This is a genomic window from Caballeronia sp. 11_S32, assembly GCF_056930355.1.
Genome location: NZ_JBXOWH010000004.1, coordinates 1,683,599 through 1,698,417 on the forward strand (window position 1 = coordinate 1,683,599; position 14,819 = coordinate 1,698,417).

General features: G+C 65.0%; 14 protein-coding genes. 7 read left to right on the forward strand and 7 right to left on the reverse strand.

Features of this window, described 5'->3' with window-relative positions; translation table 11 throughout:
• Positions 1–31: 31 nt before the first annotated feature.
• The 4 genes from AC1Z32_RS33935 to AC1Z32_RS33950 all read left to right on the forward strand — a co-directional run bounded on the left by AC1Z32_RS33935 (position 32) and on the right by AC1Z32_RS33950 (position 3,640).
• The gene (locus AC1Z32_RS33935) at positions 32–1,369 is read left to right on the forward strand and encodes an MFS transporter (RefSeq protein WP_483483181.1); all 1,338 of its coding nucleotides are present in this window, start codon (positions 32–34) and stop codon (positions 1,367–1,369) included.
• Positions 1,370–1,656: 287 nt separating this feature from the next.
• The gene (locus AC1Z32_RS33940; RefSeq protein ID WP_483483182.1) at positions 1,657–2,139 is read left to right on the forward strand and encodes a glycoside hydrolase family 108 protein; all 483 of its coding nucleotides are present in this window, start codon (positions 1,657–1,659) and stop codon (positions 2,137–2,139) included.
• Positions 2,139–2,828, forward strand: coding sequence for a hypothetical protein (locus AC1Z32_RS33945; protein WP_483483381.1), 690 nt, complete (start codon positions 2,139–2,141; stop codon positions 2,826–2,828). Before AC1Z32_RS33940 ends, AC1Z32_RS33945 begins: the two co-directional genes overlap by 1 nt.
• Before the next feature lie 278 nt (positions 2,829–3,106).
• On the forward strand, positions 3,107–3,640 hold the full coding sequence (locus AC1Z32_RS33950) for a nucleoside deaminase (RefSeq protein WP_483483183.1): 534 nt from the start codon (positions 3,107–3,109) through the stop codon (positions 3,638–3,640).
• A gap of 3 nt (positions 3,641–3,643) precedes the next feature.
• Here AC1Z32_RS33950 and AC1Z32_RS33955 read toward each other — a convergent pair whose 3' ends face one another.
• Entirely contained in the window at positions 3,644–4,411 is a 768-nt protein-coding gene (locus AC1Z32_RS33955; RefSeq protein WP_483483184.1) for an IclR family transcriptional regulator domain-containing protein, read from the reverse strand.
• A 269-nt stretch (positions 4,412–4,680) separates the two neighbouring features.
• Between AC1Z32_RS33955 and AC1Z32_RS33960 the strand changes: the two genes are divergently transcribed.
• Positions 4,681–6,090, forward strand: a complete 1,410-nt coding sequence (locus AC1Z32_RS33960; protein ID WP_483483185.1) for an MFS transporter — start codon at positions 4,681–4,683, stop codon at positions 6,088–6,090.
• A 59-nt stretch (positions 6,091–6,149) separates the two neighbouring features.
• Here the strand turns inward: AC1Z32_RS33960 and AC1Z32_RS33965 are convergent, their stop codons facing one another.
• Positions 6,150–6,923, reverse strand: coding sequence for an SDR family NAD(P)-dependent oxidoreductase (locus AC1Z32_RS33965; RefSeq protein ID WP_483483186.1), 774 nt, complete (start codon positions 6,921–6,923; stop codon positions 6,150–6,152).
• Positions 6,924–7,030: 107 nt separating this feature from the next.
• On the opposite strand from AC1Z32_RS33965, the gene AC1Z32_RS33970 reads away from it, so the two are divergent.
• Positions 7,031–7,990 (forward strand): LysR family transcriptional regulator, encoded by a 960-nt coding sequence (locus AC1Z32_RS33970; protein ID WP_483483187.1) that lies wholly within the window; start codon positions 7,031–7,033, stop codon positions 7,988–7,990.
• On the opposite strand, the gene AC1Z32_RS33975 is transcribed toward AC1Z32_RS33970, so the two are convergent.
• Positions 7,941–8,825, reverse strand: a complete 885-nt coding sequence (locus AC1Z32_RS33975; protein ID WP_483483188.1) for a bifunctional helix-turn-helix transcriptional regulator/GNAT family N-acetyltransferase — start codon at positions 8,823–8,825, stop codon at positions 7,941–7,943. The two genes, AC1Z32_RS33970 and AC1Z32_RS33975, sit on opposite strands and share 50 nt — an antisense overlap.
• A 72-nt stretch (positions 8,826–8,897) precedes the next feature.
• Positions 8,898–9,911 (reverse strand): AraC family transcriptional regulator, encoded by a 1,014-nt coding sequence (locus tag AC1Z32_RS33980; protein WP_483483189.1) that lies wholly within the window; start codon positions 9,909–9,911, stop codon positions 8,898–8,900.
• Between the two features lie 180 nt (positions 9,912–10,091).
• Here AC1Z32_RS33980 and AC1Z32_RS33985 point away from each other — a divergent pair, with 180 nt between their 5' ends.
• A complete protein-coding gene (locus AC1Z32_RS33985; protein ID WP_483483190.1) occupies positions 10,092–10,943 on the forward strand; it encodes a class I SAM-dependent methyltransferase in 852 nt (283 codons plus the stop codon).
• A 60-nt stretch (positions 10,944–11,003) separates the two neighbouring features.
• On the opposite strand, the gene AC1Z32_RS33990 is transcribed toward AC1Z32_RS33985, so the two are convergent.
• From AC1Z32_RS33990 to AC1Z32_RS34000, 3 genes are all read right to left on the reverse strand, one after another.
• Complete coding sequence (locus AC1Z32_RS33990; protein WP_483483191.1) at positions 11,004–12,050, reverse strand: Gfo/Idh/MocA family protein; 1,047 nt, start codon at positions 12,048–12,050, stop codon at positions 11,004–11,006.
• Between the two features lie 392 nt (positions 12,051–12,442).
• On the reverse strand, positions 12,443–13,822 hold the full coding sequence (locus tag AC1Z32_RS33995; RefSeq protein WP_483483192.1) for an ATP-binding protein: 1,380 nt from the start codon (positions 13,820–13,822) through the stop codon (positions 12,443–12,445).
• Entirely contained in the window at positions 13,819–14,481 is a 663-nt protein-coding gene (locus AC1Z32_RS34000; RefSeq protein ID WP_483483193.1) for a response regulator, read from the reverse strand. The genes AC1Z32_RS33995 and AC1Z32_RS34000 overlap by 4 nt, the downstream gene beginning before the upstream one ends.
• Positions 14,482–14,819 lie beyond the last annotated feature (338 nt).

Here is a 14,819-nt window from a genome sequence, read left to right on the forward strand (position 1 = left end):
CTCTCCGACGGACACAAAAAACGGAGACACCATGACCACGCCTCTCGACATCGCGTCGCTGATCGACAGGGAACGCATCCGTCCTTTTCAATGGACGATCTTTCTGCTGTGCTTCGCGACCACGCTCTTCGACGGCTTCGACACGCAAGCCATCGCGTACACAGGCCCGGCGATCGTCGCGGCCTTCAATCTCGCGCCCGGCGATCTCGCGCCGATCCTGATCGCGGGCACGCTCGGCATGACCATCGGCGCAATGACGCTCGGGCTCGTCGGCGATCGCGTGGGAAGACGTCCCGCGCTGCTCGGCGGCGTGGCGGTGTTCAGCATCGCATCGCTCGCCACCGCCTTCGCGAGCGGCACGGGCCAGATTCTCGTATTGCGCTTCATCGCGGGACTGGGCATGGGCGGCTGCACGCCGGTCCTGCTCGCGCTTGCCGCCGAGTATGGACCGGCGCGGCATCGCGGCGCGATCATGACGGGCGTGCTGCTCGGCCTGCCCGCCGGCGCAATGCTCGGAGGCCTGCTGGCCGCCCGCATGATGCCCGTGATCGGCTGGGAAGGCGTGTTCGTCATCGGCGGGGCGGCGCCGCTCGCGTTGCTCGTGCTGCTCTGGTTCGTGCTGCCCGAATCGCTGCATTACCTCGTCACGCGTGCGGGCAACGATCAACGCGCCGTGCGTAACGTGCTCGCGCGCATCGTGACGTGGCCACTCGCCGATGACGCGCGCTTCGGCGTGCGCGAAGCCGCCGCACGCGCGAGCGTCGCCGCGCTCTTTCGCGAAGGCAACGCGCGCAACACCGCCGCGATCTGGGCCGTCTACTTCTTCAACTGGATCGCGTGGTTCATGTTCCTCTCGTGGCTGCCAACGGTGCTGAAGGCCTCGGGCCTGCCCGCCGCGCAGGCGCCGCTCGGCACGGTGGTCGTGAACGCGGTGTTCATCGTGTGCGCGATTCCGCTTTCCATCGCGTTGCCGAGGATCAGCACGCGGCGCCTTCTGATCGCGTTGCTTGCGCTCGGTATCGCGATCGCCATTGGGCTCGCGTACGCACAGACGTCGTGGGGACTCGTGTTCACGCTCGCGGGCGCGGCGGGGCTCGGCATCGGCGGACAACAGATCGCGCTCAACTATCTCGTCGTCGGCGCCTATCCGACGACGCTGCGGGCGACCGCCACCGGCTGGGCCATTGGCATGGGACGCGTCGGCGCGATCGCGGGATCGGCTGTCGGCGGGACGTTCCTGAACATGGGCGGCCCAAGCGGCTTCTATCTGACGCTCGCCGTGCCGCTCGCGGCGGCGCTCCTTGCCGTCATCGCGATCCGCACGAACGAGCCCGAAGCCGGCCCCTCTCTCGCGACAGCCGCGCACTGATCGATGTCTGCGCCGCCCGAACAGACGCGCTGAGAAAGCGTTGGCCGGCGCACGACAGTTCGCTTTTCTTCCTTCCTCTCCCTGCGCCTCGCGAGCCTTGCCGCACAAGCCTCGCAGGCGATCGCACGCCGGCTGGCACAGCCGATGCATAAGCCCTTGCCGTCGCATCATGACTGCCTGCCACTGACGTGACGCGACCGGGCCGGCCGCCTCGTGCGCCGGCCCGTTTCTTCCGGCGCCGCGATGACGAGGTTCCGGCGGCACGCGCAGGCGCCAGGGAGATCACCATGAACAGCTTCGATGAGGCCTTCGACGCGCTGATCGGCAGCGAAGGCGGCTACTCGTTCCATCCGGCGGACCCGGGCGGCGAAACGATGTGGGGCGTGACGGCGCGCGTCGCGCGCGGCTACGGTTATGCGGGCGCGATGAAGGACCTGCCGCTCGAACTGGCGAAGCGCATCGCCAAGCAGAAGTACTGGGACCCGCTGCATCTCGACGAATTCGATCCGCGTGTCGCGTTCCAGATCTTCGATGCGAACTACAACGGCGGACTCGTCGTGCTGTGGATGCAGAAGGCATCGGGCGCGAAGGAAGACGGCAAGTTCGGCCCCGATACCGTCGATGCCGTGAAGGCCGCCGACCCGATGCGCTTCGTGTTGCGCTTCATTGCGTATCGATTGCGATATCTGAAGGGCCTGCACGCATGGCCGACGTTCAGCCGCGGCTGGACCGAGCGCATGGCGACGAATCTTCTTCTGGGAGCAGCATGATGGACTGGTCGAAAGTAGCGGCAACGATCGGCGCGAAGGCGCCTCTTCTGGCGGGTCTCATCGGCGGGCCGGTCGGGCTCGGCGTGACGACGGCGGCCGCGATCATCTCGCATGCGCTCGGCACGCCGAACGATCCGGCTGTCGTCGAGACCGCGCTCAACGATCCCGCCGCGCTCGAAAAAATCAGCCAGGCCGAAAGCACGAACTCGTTGCAGCTGCAGCAACTCGTCGTGGCGGCGGCGCAGGCGCGGCTATCGTTCGAAGCGGACATGGCGCGCATCGCGGCGGGCGATCGCGCCGATGCGCGCGCGATGGGCATCGCCAACAAGGACTGGGTGCCCAGAGTGCTCGCGATGAGCGTGACCGCGGGCTTCTTCGGCATCCTGTTGTTGATGGCACTGCGCGCGTTGCCCGAGGCGAATCGCGATCTCGTGAACGTCGTCGTGGGCGCGCTCGGCACGGCGTGGATCAGCATCATCGGGTATTACTTCGGGACGTCGGCGGGCTCGATGCGCAAGACCGAACTGCTCGCGCAACCGAGCGTGCCGATCACGGCGGACAGCGCGGTCACGTTGCGCGACCCGGCGATGGCATCGGCTGCGCGCGATCAGTCCGGTGCGAACGGCGAGCATGCGCCTCGCGCATTCGTGCCCGGGGGACAAGGCCCGATCTTCACGGGCGGGGTCTGAGGGGTATTGTGTCGGAGTGCGGTCGAACCGCGGCCGCGTCGCATCGCTGAACGTGATTTTCTGCTGATCGTGAAAGTCCCGAAAAACCTCACCTTAACCATGCGCGAGCCGCTCGAAGAGCCCTGAATCAAGGGCCTCGAGCGGCATCCGAACCGGGCGCTCCCGCAAACCCTCACCTTTACGCTTATTCCCGCCATCGTCACACGCATGACCACGCGCGTTTTTGCCGCGCTATCCTGCCCTTCCATCCGACATCGACATGCGAAGGAGACACCTTGATGCCCATCACCGCACCCGCCCCTCGACGAGACGATCTTCCGCCGCAAGGTCTCACGCCCACGCGCGAGCAGATCGTGCGGCATCTTCGGCACGCGAGCGCCGTCGCAGAGCGCGCGACGCTGCTGGGCCATCATCCGTTCGGCGCGATTCTCGTCGGCCCGGATCAGGAGACGGTGCTGATGGAGCAAGGCAATGTCGATACGGTGAATCACGCCGAGTCGGTGCTCGCGCGTGTCGCGGCGCTCAACTTCACGCCGGAGTATCTGTGGGGATGCACGCTCTACACGTCCGTCGAGCCGTGCTGCATGTGCGCAGGCACGGCGTACTGGGCCAATATCGGCCGCGTGGTGTATGGACTCACCGAGGCGCACCTGCTCGAAGCCACCGGCAATCACGCCGAGAATCCGACGATGAGCGTCTCATCGCGCTATGTCTTCGATCATTGCCAGAAGCCGGTTGAGTTGATCGGTCCCGTCGAAGAAGTCGAAGATGAAGTGCTGCGCGTGCAGCGCGAGTTCTGGTCGAAGCGATAAAGCTCAGATCACGTTCAACATCGACAACGCCGTCTCCTGCAACGGCTGCAGCACGCGGGCGAGCGCGGCCTCGCCCGTTTCCTTTCCGATCGGCATGTTCGCCGACAGCGCCGCCACTACTTCGCCATGCCGGTTCTTCATCGGCACCGCGACGCCGCGCACGCCCGTCTGCAACTGCTGCTCTATCGCGACGTAGCCATCCACGCGCGCCTGCCGGATCTTCTCGTAGAGCTTTTCCTTGTTCGTGATGGTGAGCGGCGTGAAGGGCTTGAACTCGGTTGCCTCGAGCCATTCGCGCACCGATGCCTCGTCCTTGTACGCGAGCATCGCGATGCCGCCCGACATCAGCGCGGCCGGCACGCGCGCGCCGAGCACGAAGCCCGTTGTCATCACGCGCGTGGAACCGTTGCGCGCGATGATCACGAGATCCCAGTCATCGAGCACGCTCACGTACACCGATTCGTGGATCAACGCGCTCAACTGCTGCAAGTAAGGCTGCACGATGCGCGGCAAGCGCGCCGATTCGAAGTACGACCAGCCCATGCGCAGCACGCGCGGCGTGAGATTGAAGAGCTTGCCGTCGGTCTGCACATAGCCGAGATGCGCGAGCGTCAGCAGATAGCGGCGCGCGGCGGTGCGCGTCAGACCAGTGCGCATCGCGGCCTGCGTCGGGGTCATGCGCGCGTGCTGATCGTCGAAGGCTTCGAGGACGGCGAGACCCTTTTCCAGCCCGGCGATCCAGTCGCGCTTGTCGAGTTCGGGTTTAGTCATGCTGACATGCTTGTTTAGTTATGGATCATGGGATGTTTCGGCGTTCTACCCGGGCCAATGGCTAGTGCTAACCCCCAAAGTGATCGATTATCGGACACACGCGTGCGATAATCGCGCAAAATTTATCACAGTATGTTGATCCAAAGGGGTTGCGCTTTTATTCTCCAATCACTTTCAGAGCGACGCGCAATTCCGGTGATTCGAATGCCCCGCCGCTCGGCCCAGTTCCCAGGCTCAACTCCATAAACCCATTGTTCGGAGACATCTCTATGGCTAGCCCTAAGGAAGACGCACACAGCGGCCGCCAGGCTAAAAAAGCGACGGCGAGCGGCTGGATCGGCTCGGCGCTCGAGTACTACGACTTCTTCATTTACGCCCAGGCAGCAGCACTCATTTTCCCGCAGTTGTTCTTCCCGTCGGGCAATCCGAAGGTGGCGATCATTGCTTCACTCGCGACGTACGGCGTGGGCTACGTTGCCCGTCCGATCGGCGCATTCGTGCTCGGCCATCTGGGCGACACGCACGGCCGCAAGAACGTGCTGCTCATCTGCATGTTCCTGATGGGCATCTCGACCATGGCAGTCGGTCTCCTGCCGACGTATCACCAGATCGGCATGGCGGCGCCCGCGCTGCTCGTCGTGTTGCGCCTGATCCAGGGCTTCGCGGTGGCCGGTGAAATCTCCGGCGCGAGCTCGATGATTCTGGAGCACGCGCCGTTCGGACGCCGCGGCTACTACGCGAGCTTCACGCTGCAAGGCGTGCAGGCCGGCCAGATTCTCGCCGCCGCCGTGTTCCTGCCGCTCGCGACGTTCATGCCGGAAGACATGTTCAACTCGTGGGGCTGGCGCGTGCCGTTCCTGCTGTCGGCCTTCGTGCTGGTCGCGGGCTACATCATCCGTAAGGAAGTGCATGAGACGCCGGCCTTCACGTCGGAAGGCGCGCACGGTGATCTGCCGAAGTCGCCGATCAAGGAAGCGTTCGCCAACAGCACGCCCGACATGATCCGCGTCGTCTGCATGGCGCTGATGAACGTGATTCCCGTCGTCGCGACGATCTTTGGTGCGGCTTACGCGGTGCAGTCTTCGTACGGTATCGGCTTCCACAAGAGCGTGTATCTGTGGATTCCCGTGGTCGGCAACATCGTCGCCGTGCTGGTGATTCCGTTCGTCGGCAATCTGTCGGACAAGATCGGCCGTCGTCCGATGATGATCGGCGGCTCGCTGATCTCGGGTGTGCTCGCCTTCGGGTATCTCTATGCGATCAGCATTCACAGCGTTCCGCTCGCTTTCCTGATGTCGCTGCTGATGTGGGGCGTCGTGTATCAGGGCTACAACGCGATCTTCCCGAGCTTCTATCCCGAACTCTTCCCGACCCGGACGCGTGTCTCCGCCATGGCGATCTCGCAGAATGTCGGCACGACGATCACCGCATTGCTGCCCGCCCTGTTCGCAGCGGTTGCGCCGCCGGGATCGAACAACATCCCGCTGACGGTCGGCGCCATTGCGTTAGGCGTGACGATTATCGCGGCGATCGCAGCGTACACCGCACGTGAGACGTACCGCATCCGCCTGAACGATCTGGGCAAGAAGGACGCCGTGCCGATGAGCGAGCAGGAGTACGAGCGTCTGCGCGCCGACTCGATTTCCGTGGACAAGGTCGCCAAGGCGCACCACGCATGAAGTTGACCGTGTTGGAGTGATTTGGCGGGCCCTTCGGGGCCCGTTTTTTTTGCGCTCGCTCAGCGTTCGAGCTTCACGCGCGCGAGGCGCTCGCATGCCGCGATCAACGCATCCTGCAACGCTTGGTCGCGCGCCGCCGGATCGCAGGCGCGCTCGCGCATGTGAAAGAAGTAGCGCCCCGTCACGCGCGCGTCTTCGTCGTCGCTCACGGCGAGCCACGCCTGCGTGCGATGCGCCTTGTCGAGATCGTCGGGCGCCGATGGCCCGCCCATCTTCGTCGGCACCCAGCCGGGCTCAAGCGTGTTAGACAGCACATCCGGCCAGAAACGCGCGACGGCAAGCGCGAGCAGCACGTCCATGAACTTGCTCTCCGCATACGCCTGCGCGCCGTTCCAGTGACGCGCTTTCCATTCGATATCGTCGAGATCCGCGCGCGATCCGTGATGCATGCCCGAGCTGAGATACACGAGCCGCCGCGGTTTTTCGATCAGCGCCGTCAGCACATAAGGCGCGAGCACGTTGATCGCGAACACATGCGGCAAGTCGTCGACAGTCTCGATGCGCCGCGGCTCGCGATATCCGATGCCCGCGTTATGAATGACCGCATCGAAGCGCCCGAGCCTGTTCGCCTGGTCCGCGACATCACGCATCGCTTCGATGCCCGACAGATCGCCGATGACGACCGCCTCCGCTTCGGGCAATGCGTCGCGCGCATCGTCGGCACGCGCGGCGTTGCGCGCATGCAGCACCACGCGATGCCCTTCGTCGATCAAAAGGCGCGCCGCCATCGCGCCGAGCCCGTCCGTCGAACCTGTGATGAAAACACGCGCCATGTGCATCCCCCTTTCGTCATAACCGGTTGAACGATGCCCATTCTGCGCGTCCGCGCATCGCTTCGCGATAACATGAATGCCATTTCATCCATGACGCGGAGGCATGAATGGCCGGCTTCAACGAACGCATCCTCAACGGCATCAGCGTGTTCGCCGCGATCGTCGATGCGGGCACGTTCGCCGCGGCGGGCGATCGGCTCGGCATGTCGCAGCCCGGCGTGAGCCGTGCGATCGCGCGTCTCGAAGCGCGTCTGAAGATTCGTCTCTTCGACCGCACGACACGCAGTGTCTCGCTCACCGACGATGGCCGGCGCTTCTTCGAGCACGTCATGCCGCATCTCGCGGGCCTGGAGGAAGCGGCCGCCACGGCATCGGGCAGCGCGACGGCCGTGCGCGGGCGCTTGCGCGTGAATGTCGATCCGATCTTCTCGCGGCTGCTGCTCGGCCCGAAGCTCGACGCGTTCCTGAAAGCGCATCCCGATCTGCAGCTCGACCTCATCACGAGCGACCGGCTCGGCGACATGATCGCGGACGGCTTCGATCTCGCGATCCGCTTCGGCGAGCCGCGCGATTCGAGTCTCGTCGCGCGCAAGCTGCTCGATACGCCGGTGCGCACGGTCGCCGCGCCTTCGTATATCAAGCGATGCGGCAAGCCCGTGACGCCGCAAGCGCTCGGCGAAGACACGCACACGTGCATCGAGTTTCGCGATCCCGAAACGGGGCGGCCGTTCGTGTGGGAGTTTCACAGGAAGAAGAAGCGCATTACCGTGGAAACGCGCGGCCGTCTCACGCTCAACGATCCCGGCACGATGCTGAGCACGCTTCTCTCCGGCTATGGCGTCGCGCAGATTCTCGCGCTCGGCCATGAACAACTGCTCGCCGATGGCAAGCTGATCGACCTCTTCCCCGACTGGCCAGACGAGCGCTTTCCGCTCTATGCGTTCTATCCGTCGCGGCATCATCCGCCGGCGAAGACGCGCGCGTTTCTCGATCTCGTCATCGCGTTGACGGGAGGTCTCAACGCAGCGCTTTCTCGAACCAGTGATCCGCGTAAGGCTCGTCGCTGAACGGCGCGACCTCGACATACCCCGCTTGCCGATACAGCGCGATCGCTTCTTTCAGCGCATCGTTGGTTTCGAGACGCACGGCCTTTGCTTCGCTCCGCCGCGCGTGCCTTTCCGCCTCCGCCAGCAGGCGCCGCCCCACGCCGAGGCCGCGAGCGGACGCACTCACCCACATTCTTTTCAGCTCGGCCGCGGACTTGCCGTGAAACTTGAGCGCGACGCAGCCCATCGCCGCGCCATGAAGCCTCGCCACGATCAACGCGCCATGCGGAGGCGTCAGTTCGCGTGCATCGGCGGACAGGCTGAGCGACGGATCGAAGCCCGCGGCGAAACGCGTGTTCAACTCCTCGAAATACTGACCGATGCACCATTGCGCGTCTTCGCCCGCAGGATCTTCGATCGCGAAGCGCATCAGCGAGGGTTGCAGCAAACGCTCGACTTCCGCCATCGCGCCGATCAGCCGCCGGCGCTGCGCTTCGCTCAATGGCGCGAGCATGCCGCCCGCGACCGCATCCGAGAGCCGTTCGAGTTCGGCGCGCTCATCGCTGCCCGCTTCGGTCAGACAGGCGCGACGCACCCGGCGGTCGTCAGGACGGGAATCGACCGCCACCAGGCCCTGCCGCTCCAGCGACGCGAGCGTGCGGCTCAGATAACCCGAGTCGAGACCGAGACGCTCGCGCAGCACGCGAAGATCGACGCCTTGCGGCCCGATCTCCCACAAAAGCCGCGACTCGCCCATGGGCCGGCCGCGTCCGAGAAAGTGATCGTTGAGCGCGCCGATGCCCTCGGCGACCGTGCGATTGAAACTGCGGATCTGGGTGATATCGGCCGGGTTCATCTCTGTCACCGAGGCGTGATTCAATATCTCTGACCTTAGTCAGAGAACCGGTCGAAGTCAATCCGATTTCGCCTAGTGCGCGTGCATCTCGGCTTCCGCACGGCTCTTTTCGCGGCGCCACGTGGCCGGCGGCTTTCCGACGAGACGCTTGAATGCGCGAATGAACGCCGCTTCCGATGCATAGCCCACGTCCAGCGCCACGGACGCGATCGTCGAGTTCGTATTGCGCAGGAGCCCGGCCGCGACCTGCATGCGCCAGTTGACGAGATATTGCATCGGCGGCAAGCCGATCATGTCGACGAAGCGCTCATGCAGCGCCGAACGCGACAGGCCGACGCGCTCGCCCAGCTCTTCGACGGTCCACTCGTGCGCGGGCGCGTCATGCATCACCGCGAGCGCGCGGCCGACGAACCGGTCGCGCAATCCCGCGAGCCAGCCGCGGCTTTCATCGGGCAGCACATCGACATAACGGCGCACCGCATCGACGAACATCATTTCGCTCATGCGCTCGAGCATCGCCTCTCCGCCCGGCCGCTTGTGGCGCGACTCGATCACGGCCTGCTGCATGAAGTGATTAATCCAGCCCTGAGTGCCGGTCTCCGTGAGATGCAGAAGCCGCGGCAAGGTGGCGATGAGCGGATTGAACGGACGCAGATCGCAGCCGAGAAAGCCGCATACCAGCATTGTTTCGTATGCATCGTTCGGGCACGGATTGTTGCGCGCTTCTACCGCGTCATAGGTCAGTGTGAAGGGCAACTGATCGATCTTCGCCGAGAGCGCCGTCATATCGACCTCCGCGCGAATGCCGGGCGCGCTCGAAATCACATGCGCGTCGCCATGCGGAAACACGATGATGTCGCCGCTCGCGAGGCGCACCGGCGCTTCACCGACAATCGCGCCCCAGCAGTTGCCGTGCGTCACGACGTGATACTCCATCACGTGCTCGCAATCCGGCATGACGATGCTCGCAATGTCACGCGCGGGCGGCGCCTCCGCCGCCCAGTTGCGGTTGCCGCTCACGTGAAAGAAGAGCGCGCCTCGCAGGCGCACCGTGCGCAGCACATCGGAAAGGATGTCGTGGCTCATTTCGGCTCCCGATGATCGGAGGCGGCGCCAGCGCGGCGAACGTGGAGCGGGCGCGAAGCGGACGAACGGGCAATTCGCGGCGACGCGCGGGCAGGCGTCGATGCGATGGTAACGGGATACTGCACCTGCCCGCCATCAGGGCGATGCTCGACACATCATCTGGAATCTGGAGAAGGAACCATGCATGCGTTGAATACATCCGCGGTTCGCGACGAACCGACCCAAGCACAACCCGACTTCGCCGCGATCAAGGCGCGGCAGCAGGCCACCTGGGCCAGCGGAGATTTTGCGGTTATCGGCACGACCTTGCAGATTGTCGGCGAGACGCTCGCCGAAGCGATCGACGTGCGCGCCGGCGAGCGCGTGCTCGATGTCGCCGCCGGCAATGGCAACGCGACGCTCGCCGCGGCGCACCGCTTCGCTCACGTGACCTCGACCGACTACGTTCCCGCGCTGCTGGAAAAGGGCTGGGCGCGCGCGCAAGCCGAAGGGCTCGCGATCGATTTCAAGGTGGCCGATGCGGAAGACCTGCCCTTCGACGACGACAGCTTCGATGTCGTCTTGTCCACGTTCGGCGCGATGTTCACGCCGGATCATAGGCGCCCCGCGGGCGAGATGCTGCGCGTGACGAAGAGCGGCGGACGCATCGGCATGGCGAACTGGACGCCCGAGGGCTTCATCGGCCAGCTCTTCAAGGTCATCGGCGCTTACGTGCCGCCGCCCGCGGGACTGCAATCGCCTGCGCTCTGGGGCACTGAGCCGCATGTGGTCGCGCTCTTCGGTTCCTCTGCGGCGGACATTCGTTGCGTGCGCAAGCACTTCAACTTCCGCTATGAATCGAGCGCGCACTGGATCCAGGTGTTCCGCGATTTCTACGGGCCGACGCATCGCGCGTTCGCCGCGCTCGATGCCGCGAAACAGGCGGATCTCGAACGCGACATCACGGCGTTGCTGGAGCGCTGCAATATCGCGGGAGCGTCGTCGCTCGTGGTGCCGAGCGAGTATCTGGAAGTGGTGATCGTCAAGCGTTGAAACTCGACGCATGACCGGCGATTCACGCGCCACACGCGGCGCGTGAATCGCTTGCGACGATCAGAGCGTGACGGGCTTTTCGCTGCGCGCGCTCTCGATGATCGCCGCGAGCGTCGCGGCATTGTCGAGACTCACCTGCGCGTAGTACTCGATCGCGGCGGCATCGCGCGCCGCGACCATGCGCGCGAAGCTTTCCGCCGCGAAGAAGAAGCCGCTGCCCGCCTCCGACGCGACCGGCTCGAACGGCACCGAATTGGGAATGCCGCGCCGCACGCGCAACTGGCTCGGCAGATAGCCGTACTGGTCGCCCGCCGCCTGCGCGCTCGTGTGATTGAGATACTCCGTGTCGATGGTGCCCTGCGTGCCGATGATCGTCGCGTGCCGGTGATTGGCCGCGTCCATCGAGCACGAGACCTGCGCGCGGCGGCCATCGGCGTAGATCAGCGTGGCCATGAGGCTGATGTCGACCTTGCTGTCGGCCCAGGTCGCGATCGCATCGACGCGTTGCGGCGCGCATCCCATCACGAGGCGAATGAGGCTCAGCGGGTAGCTGCCCGCATCGAGCAGCGCGCCGCCGCCGAGCTCGGGCTTCATGCGGATGTTCGCGCCGGGATTGCCCACCGTGAAGCCGAAGCTTGCCTGAATCGCGCGCACGTCGCCGATCGCGCCTTCGCCGATCAGCGACATCATCGCGGCGGTCTGCGGCTGAAAGTAATACGGGAACGATTCGAGCAGCATCACGCCGTGGCGGTCGGCGGCTTCGAACATGCGCGCGGCTTCATCGCGATCGAGCGCGAGCGGCTTCTCGCACAGGATGTGCTTACCGTGCTCCGCGGCCTTGATCGCCCACTCGGCATGCAGGCTGTTGGGCAACGGAATGTAGACGGCGTCGATATCCGGGCTCGCGAGCAGCGCTTCATAGCTGCCGAACCACGTTTCGATGCCGTTGGCTTCGGCGAACGCTTTCGCGTTCTCGTCGCTGCGACTCGCGACCGCGACGACGCGCGCGCGCTCGCTCGGCCTCACATCACGCGTGAATTGTTTTGCGATGTTCGCGCCGCCGAGAATGCCGAGGCGCAGGACGGATGAAGCTTGAGTGGAAGACAAGGCGGGCTCCTTGAATTTGTACCAAATGGTTCACCCGCTAAAGGTACCACAATTGCGCGCGCTTCAGGGCGTGCACTTGTCGGGACGAACCTTCGTGCCGCGCTGATCGGCGGGAACGTGGCAATTGTCTACGCGTTGCTCACCCCCCAAGGGGGCTTCCTTCGGGGCGTCACTCGCCTTGTCGCCGAGACGTTCTTTCAAAGTCCTCGGTTCGGATGCCGGAGCCGACGCCGCATCCGGCGCGGCCGCATCCGTCGCATGCGCGGTGCAAATCCACGCAAGACATGCGCATGAAAGAAAGCGCTTCTTCATGATCGTCTCGACATGAAGGAATGAAAGCAGCCAGCTTCGTCCCGCAAGCAGCACGGCACGCCCGCTTCTTGCGCTTTCATTCACGCATGCATTCCGCTGACGATATCCTTCGTGCGCGCCGGCGATGCAAGCGCGCGCAGGCCGTGCACCGATACGCTGAGCCCGCTCGCGCCTGCGCGATTCCGGATATCGAGCGTCGCGTGATGCCGCTGCGCGACGCGCAGCGCGATGGCGAGCCCGAGGCCGCTGCCATGTCCCGTCGTGCCGACGCAGCGATAAAAACGGTCGCATACGCGATCGATCTCGCTTTCCGGAATGCCTGGTCCCGAATCGAGCACGGTCAGCACGATGCCGTCCGTTTCGCGCCGCAGCGTCACGTCGACGCGGCCGCCGGTCGGCGTATGGCGAATCGCGTTTTCGAGCAGGTTGTTGACCAGCACGGCGAGCGCGTGCATGTCGCCCATGATGGTGAATGCGTCGTGATCGTCACGCGCATCTTCGAGCTCCAGGCCGAGATCGATCGACCGGGCTTCGGCCAGCAACGAAAAATCGCTCACGCGAATCTCGCAGAGCGTGCGCAGGCTCATCGGTCCGATGGCCGCTTCACGCGCGGCATCTTCGCGCGCCATGCTGAGCAGTTGCTGCGCGAGATGAATGAGGCGGTTCAGGCGGCCATCGATCTTCGCGAGCGTCACGGCATCGACCTGAAGCGAGCCGTCGCCGATCGCGGCCTGGATCTGCAGCTTGAGCGCGGCGAGCGGCGTGCGCAGCTCGTGCGCCGCATCCGCGACGAACGTGCGCTGTGCCTGCGACGATTCGTTCAGGCGCGCGAGCAGATCATTCAACGCATGCACGAGCGGGCGCAATTCCACGGGCATCGGCTTGTCGAAAGCAATGGGATCGAGCGATTCCGGCGAGCGGATGGCAAGCGATTGCGACAGCCAGCGCACCGGCGCAAGCCCGCGCGCGACCACGAAGAGCACGATCACGACGATCACCGGAATCAGCAGCGCGAGCGGCCAGATCGTGCGCAGCGCGAGCGAAACGGCGAGATCGTCGCGAACGAAATAAGGCTGCGCCACTTGCACGAAGCGGTCCGGCTGCGCGACGCCGAACGCGCGCCAGCGATAACCTTCACGCTCGGCGGATTCGAAGCCCTCGCCGAAGCGCGGCAGCGCGGGCTCGCGCGGCGAGTGATAAATGAGGCGGCCCGACCGGTCCCATATGTCGATGACGAGCTGGTCGTCGGCGATGTCGTGCAGTTCGTGACTGCGCCCCTGCGCGATATCGTCGGCGAAGATGTTGTGGGGCAGCGAGAGCGCAACGGTGCGCAATTCGTAGTCGAAAAGCTCGCCCGCCTCGAGGCGCGCCGCGCTGAATATGCCGATGCCCGCGATCAGGCAAGCGATGCCGAGCCCGCAGATGAGCCAGCCGAGCAGCCATCTGCGTATCGATGTCATCCGATCCTCTTCAGCCGATAACCCACGCCGCGCACCGTCACGATCTCCTCCGCACCGATCTTGCGCCGCAGGCTGTGCACATGGACTTCGATCGCATTGCTGCCCACTTCCTCGCCCCAGCCGTACAGCTTTTCTTCGAGCTCCGAGCGGCGGAACACGCGCGAAGGCTCTTCGATCAGCGCCTGCAGCAACGCGAACTCGCGCGGCACGAGATTGAGCACGACGCCGCCCTTGGTCGCTTCGTGCGCGGCGGGATCGAGCGAGAGTTCGCCGTGCGAATACACCGGATGCTTCTGCCCGGTGCGGCGTCTCAGGAGCGCGCGCACGCGGGCGGCGAGCTCGTCGAGATCGAAGGGCTTCATCAGGTAATCGTCGGCGCCGGCGTCGAGGCCGCGGATGCGGTCATCGACGGCATCGCGCGCGGTCAGGATCATCACCGGGGCATCGCCGCCGTTCTTGCGATAGCTGCCGAGCACGTCGAGGCCGTCGCGCTTCGGCAGATTCAGGTCCAGCAGAACGAGGTCATACACGCCGTTGCCGAGCGAAAGCTCTGCCGCACGGCCGTCCTGCGCCCAGTCCACGGTATAGTTTGCGCGGCGCAACGCGGCGAGCACGGTCTCCGCGATCATCTCGTCGTCCTCCACCAATAACAGGCGCATGCACTTCCTCCAGGCTCGCAACACGTCGCAGCCGATTCTCCGGCCCGCATGCTTAAGCGCCCCTTAAGCTTTGCGCGTGACTGCACATTATGTCCCCGTTACCGGATTCGCGCGCTCGCTGCTTAAGCTTCGCATAAGCTTTGTCCACGCACTATACCGTCGTGCGCACCGATTCGCGCTCATGCGGACCAGGGATGCCATGCGGGCATCCGCGCCTGCTGGCCGCGCGAATCCGGCGCCGTTCATTTGTGCGTCGCCGCGCCGAATCCGGCGCGGCGTGCCGCGGAGTGCCACGCGGTCGGGCGTGACCTCGGAACGCGCCCGATCCCCTTTAACCC

Bases quoted from the DNA above. Each gene is read 5' to 3' on its own strand.
- AC1Z32_RS33935 (WP_483483181.1), top strand. From the start codon at position 32: ATGACCACGCCTCTCGACATCGCGTCGCTGATCGACAGGGAACGCATC.
- AC1Z32_RS33940 (WP_483483182.1), top strand. From the start codon at position 1,657: ATGAACAGCTTCGATGAGGCCTTCGACGCGCTGATCGGCAGCGAAGGC.
- AC1Z32_RS33945 (WP_483483381.1), top strand. From the start codon at position 2,139: ATGGACTGGTCGAAAGTAGCGGCAACGATCGGCGCGAAGGCGCCTCTT.
- AC1Z32_RS33950 (WP_483483183.1), top strand. From the start codon at position 3,107: ATGCCCATCACCGCACCCGCCCCTCGACGAGACGATCTTCCGCCGCAA.
- AC1Z32_RS33955 (WP_483483184.1), bottom strand. From the start codon at position 4,411: ATGACTAAACCCGAACTCGACAAGCGCGACTGGATCGCCGGGCTGGAA.
- AC1Z32_RS33960 (WP_483483185.1), top strand. From the start codon at position 4,681: ATGGCTAGCCCTAAGGAAGACGCACACAGCGGCCGCCAGGCTAAAAAA.
- AC1Z32_RS33965 (WP_483483186.1), bottom strand. From the start codon at position 6,923: ATGGCGCGTGTTTTCATCACAGGTTCGACGGACGGGCTCGGCGCGATG.
- AC1Z32_RS33970 (WP_483483187.1), top strand. From the start codon at position 7,031: ATGGCCGGCTTCAACGAACGCATCCTCAACGGCATCAGCGTGTTCGCC.
- AC1Z32_RS33975 (WP_483483188.1), bottom strand. From the start codon at position 8,825: ATGAACCCGGCCGATATCACCCAGATCCGCAGTTTCAATCGCACGGTC.
- AC1Z32_RS33980 (WP_483483189.1), bottom strand. From the start codon at position 9,911: ATGAGCCACGACATCCTTTCCGATGTGCTGCGCACGGTGCGCCTGCGA.
- AC1Z32_RS33985 (WP_483483190.1), top strand. From the start codon at position 10,092: ATGCATGCGTTGAATACATCCGCGGTTCGCGACGAACCGACCCAAGCA.
- AC1Z32_RS33995 (WP_483483192.1), bottom strand. From the start codon at position 13,822: ATGACATCGATACGCAGATGGCTGCTCGGCTGGCTCATCTGCGGGCTC.
- AC1Z32_RS34000 (WP_483483193.1), bottom strand. From the start codon at position 14,481: ATGCGCCTGTTATTGGTGGAGGACGACGAGATGATCGCGGAGACCGTG.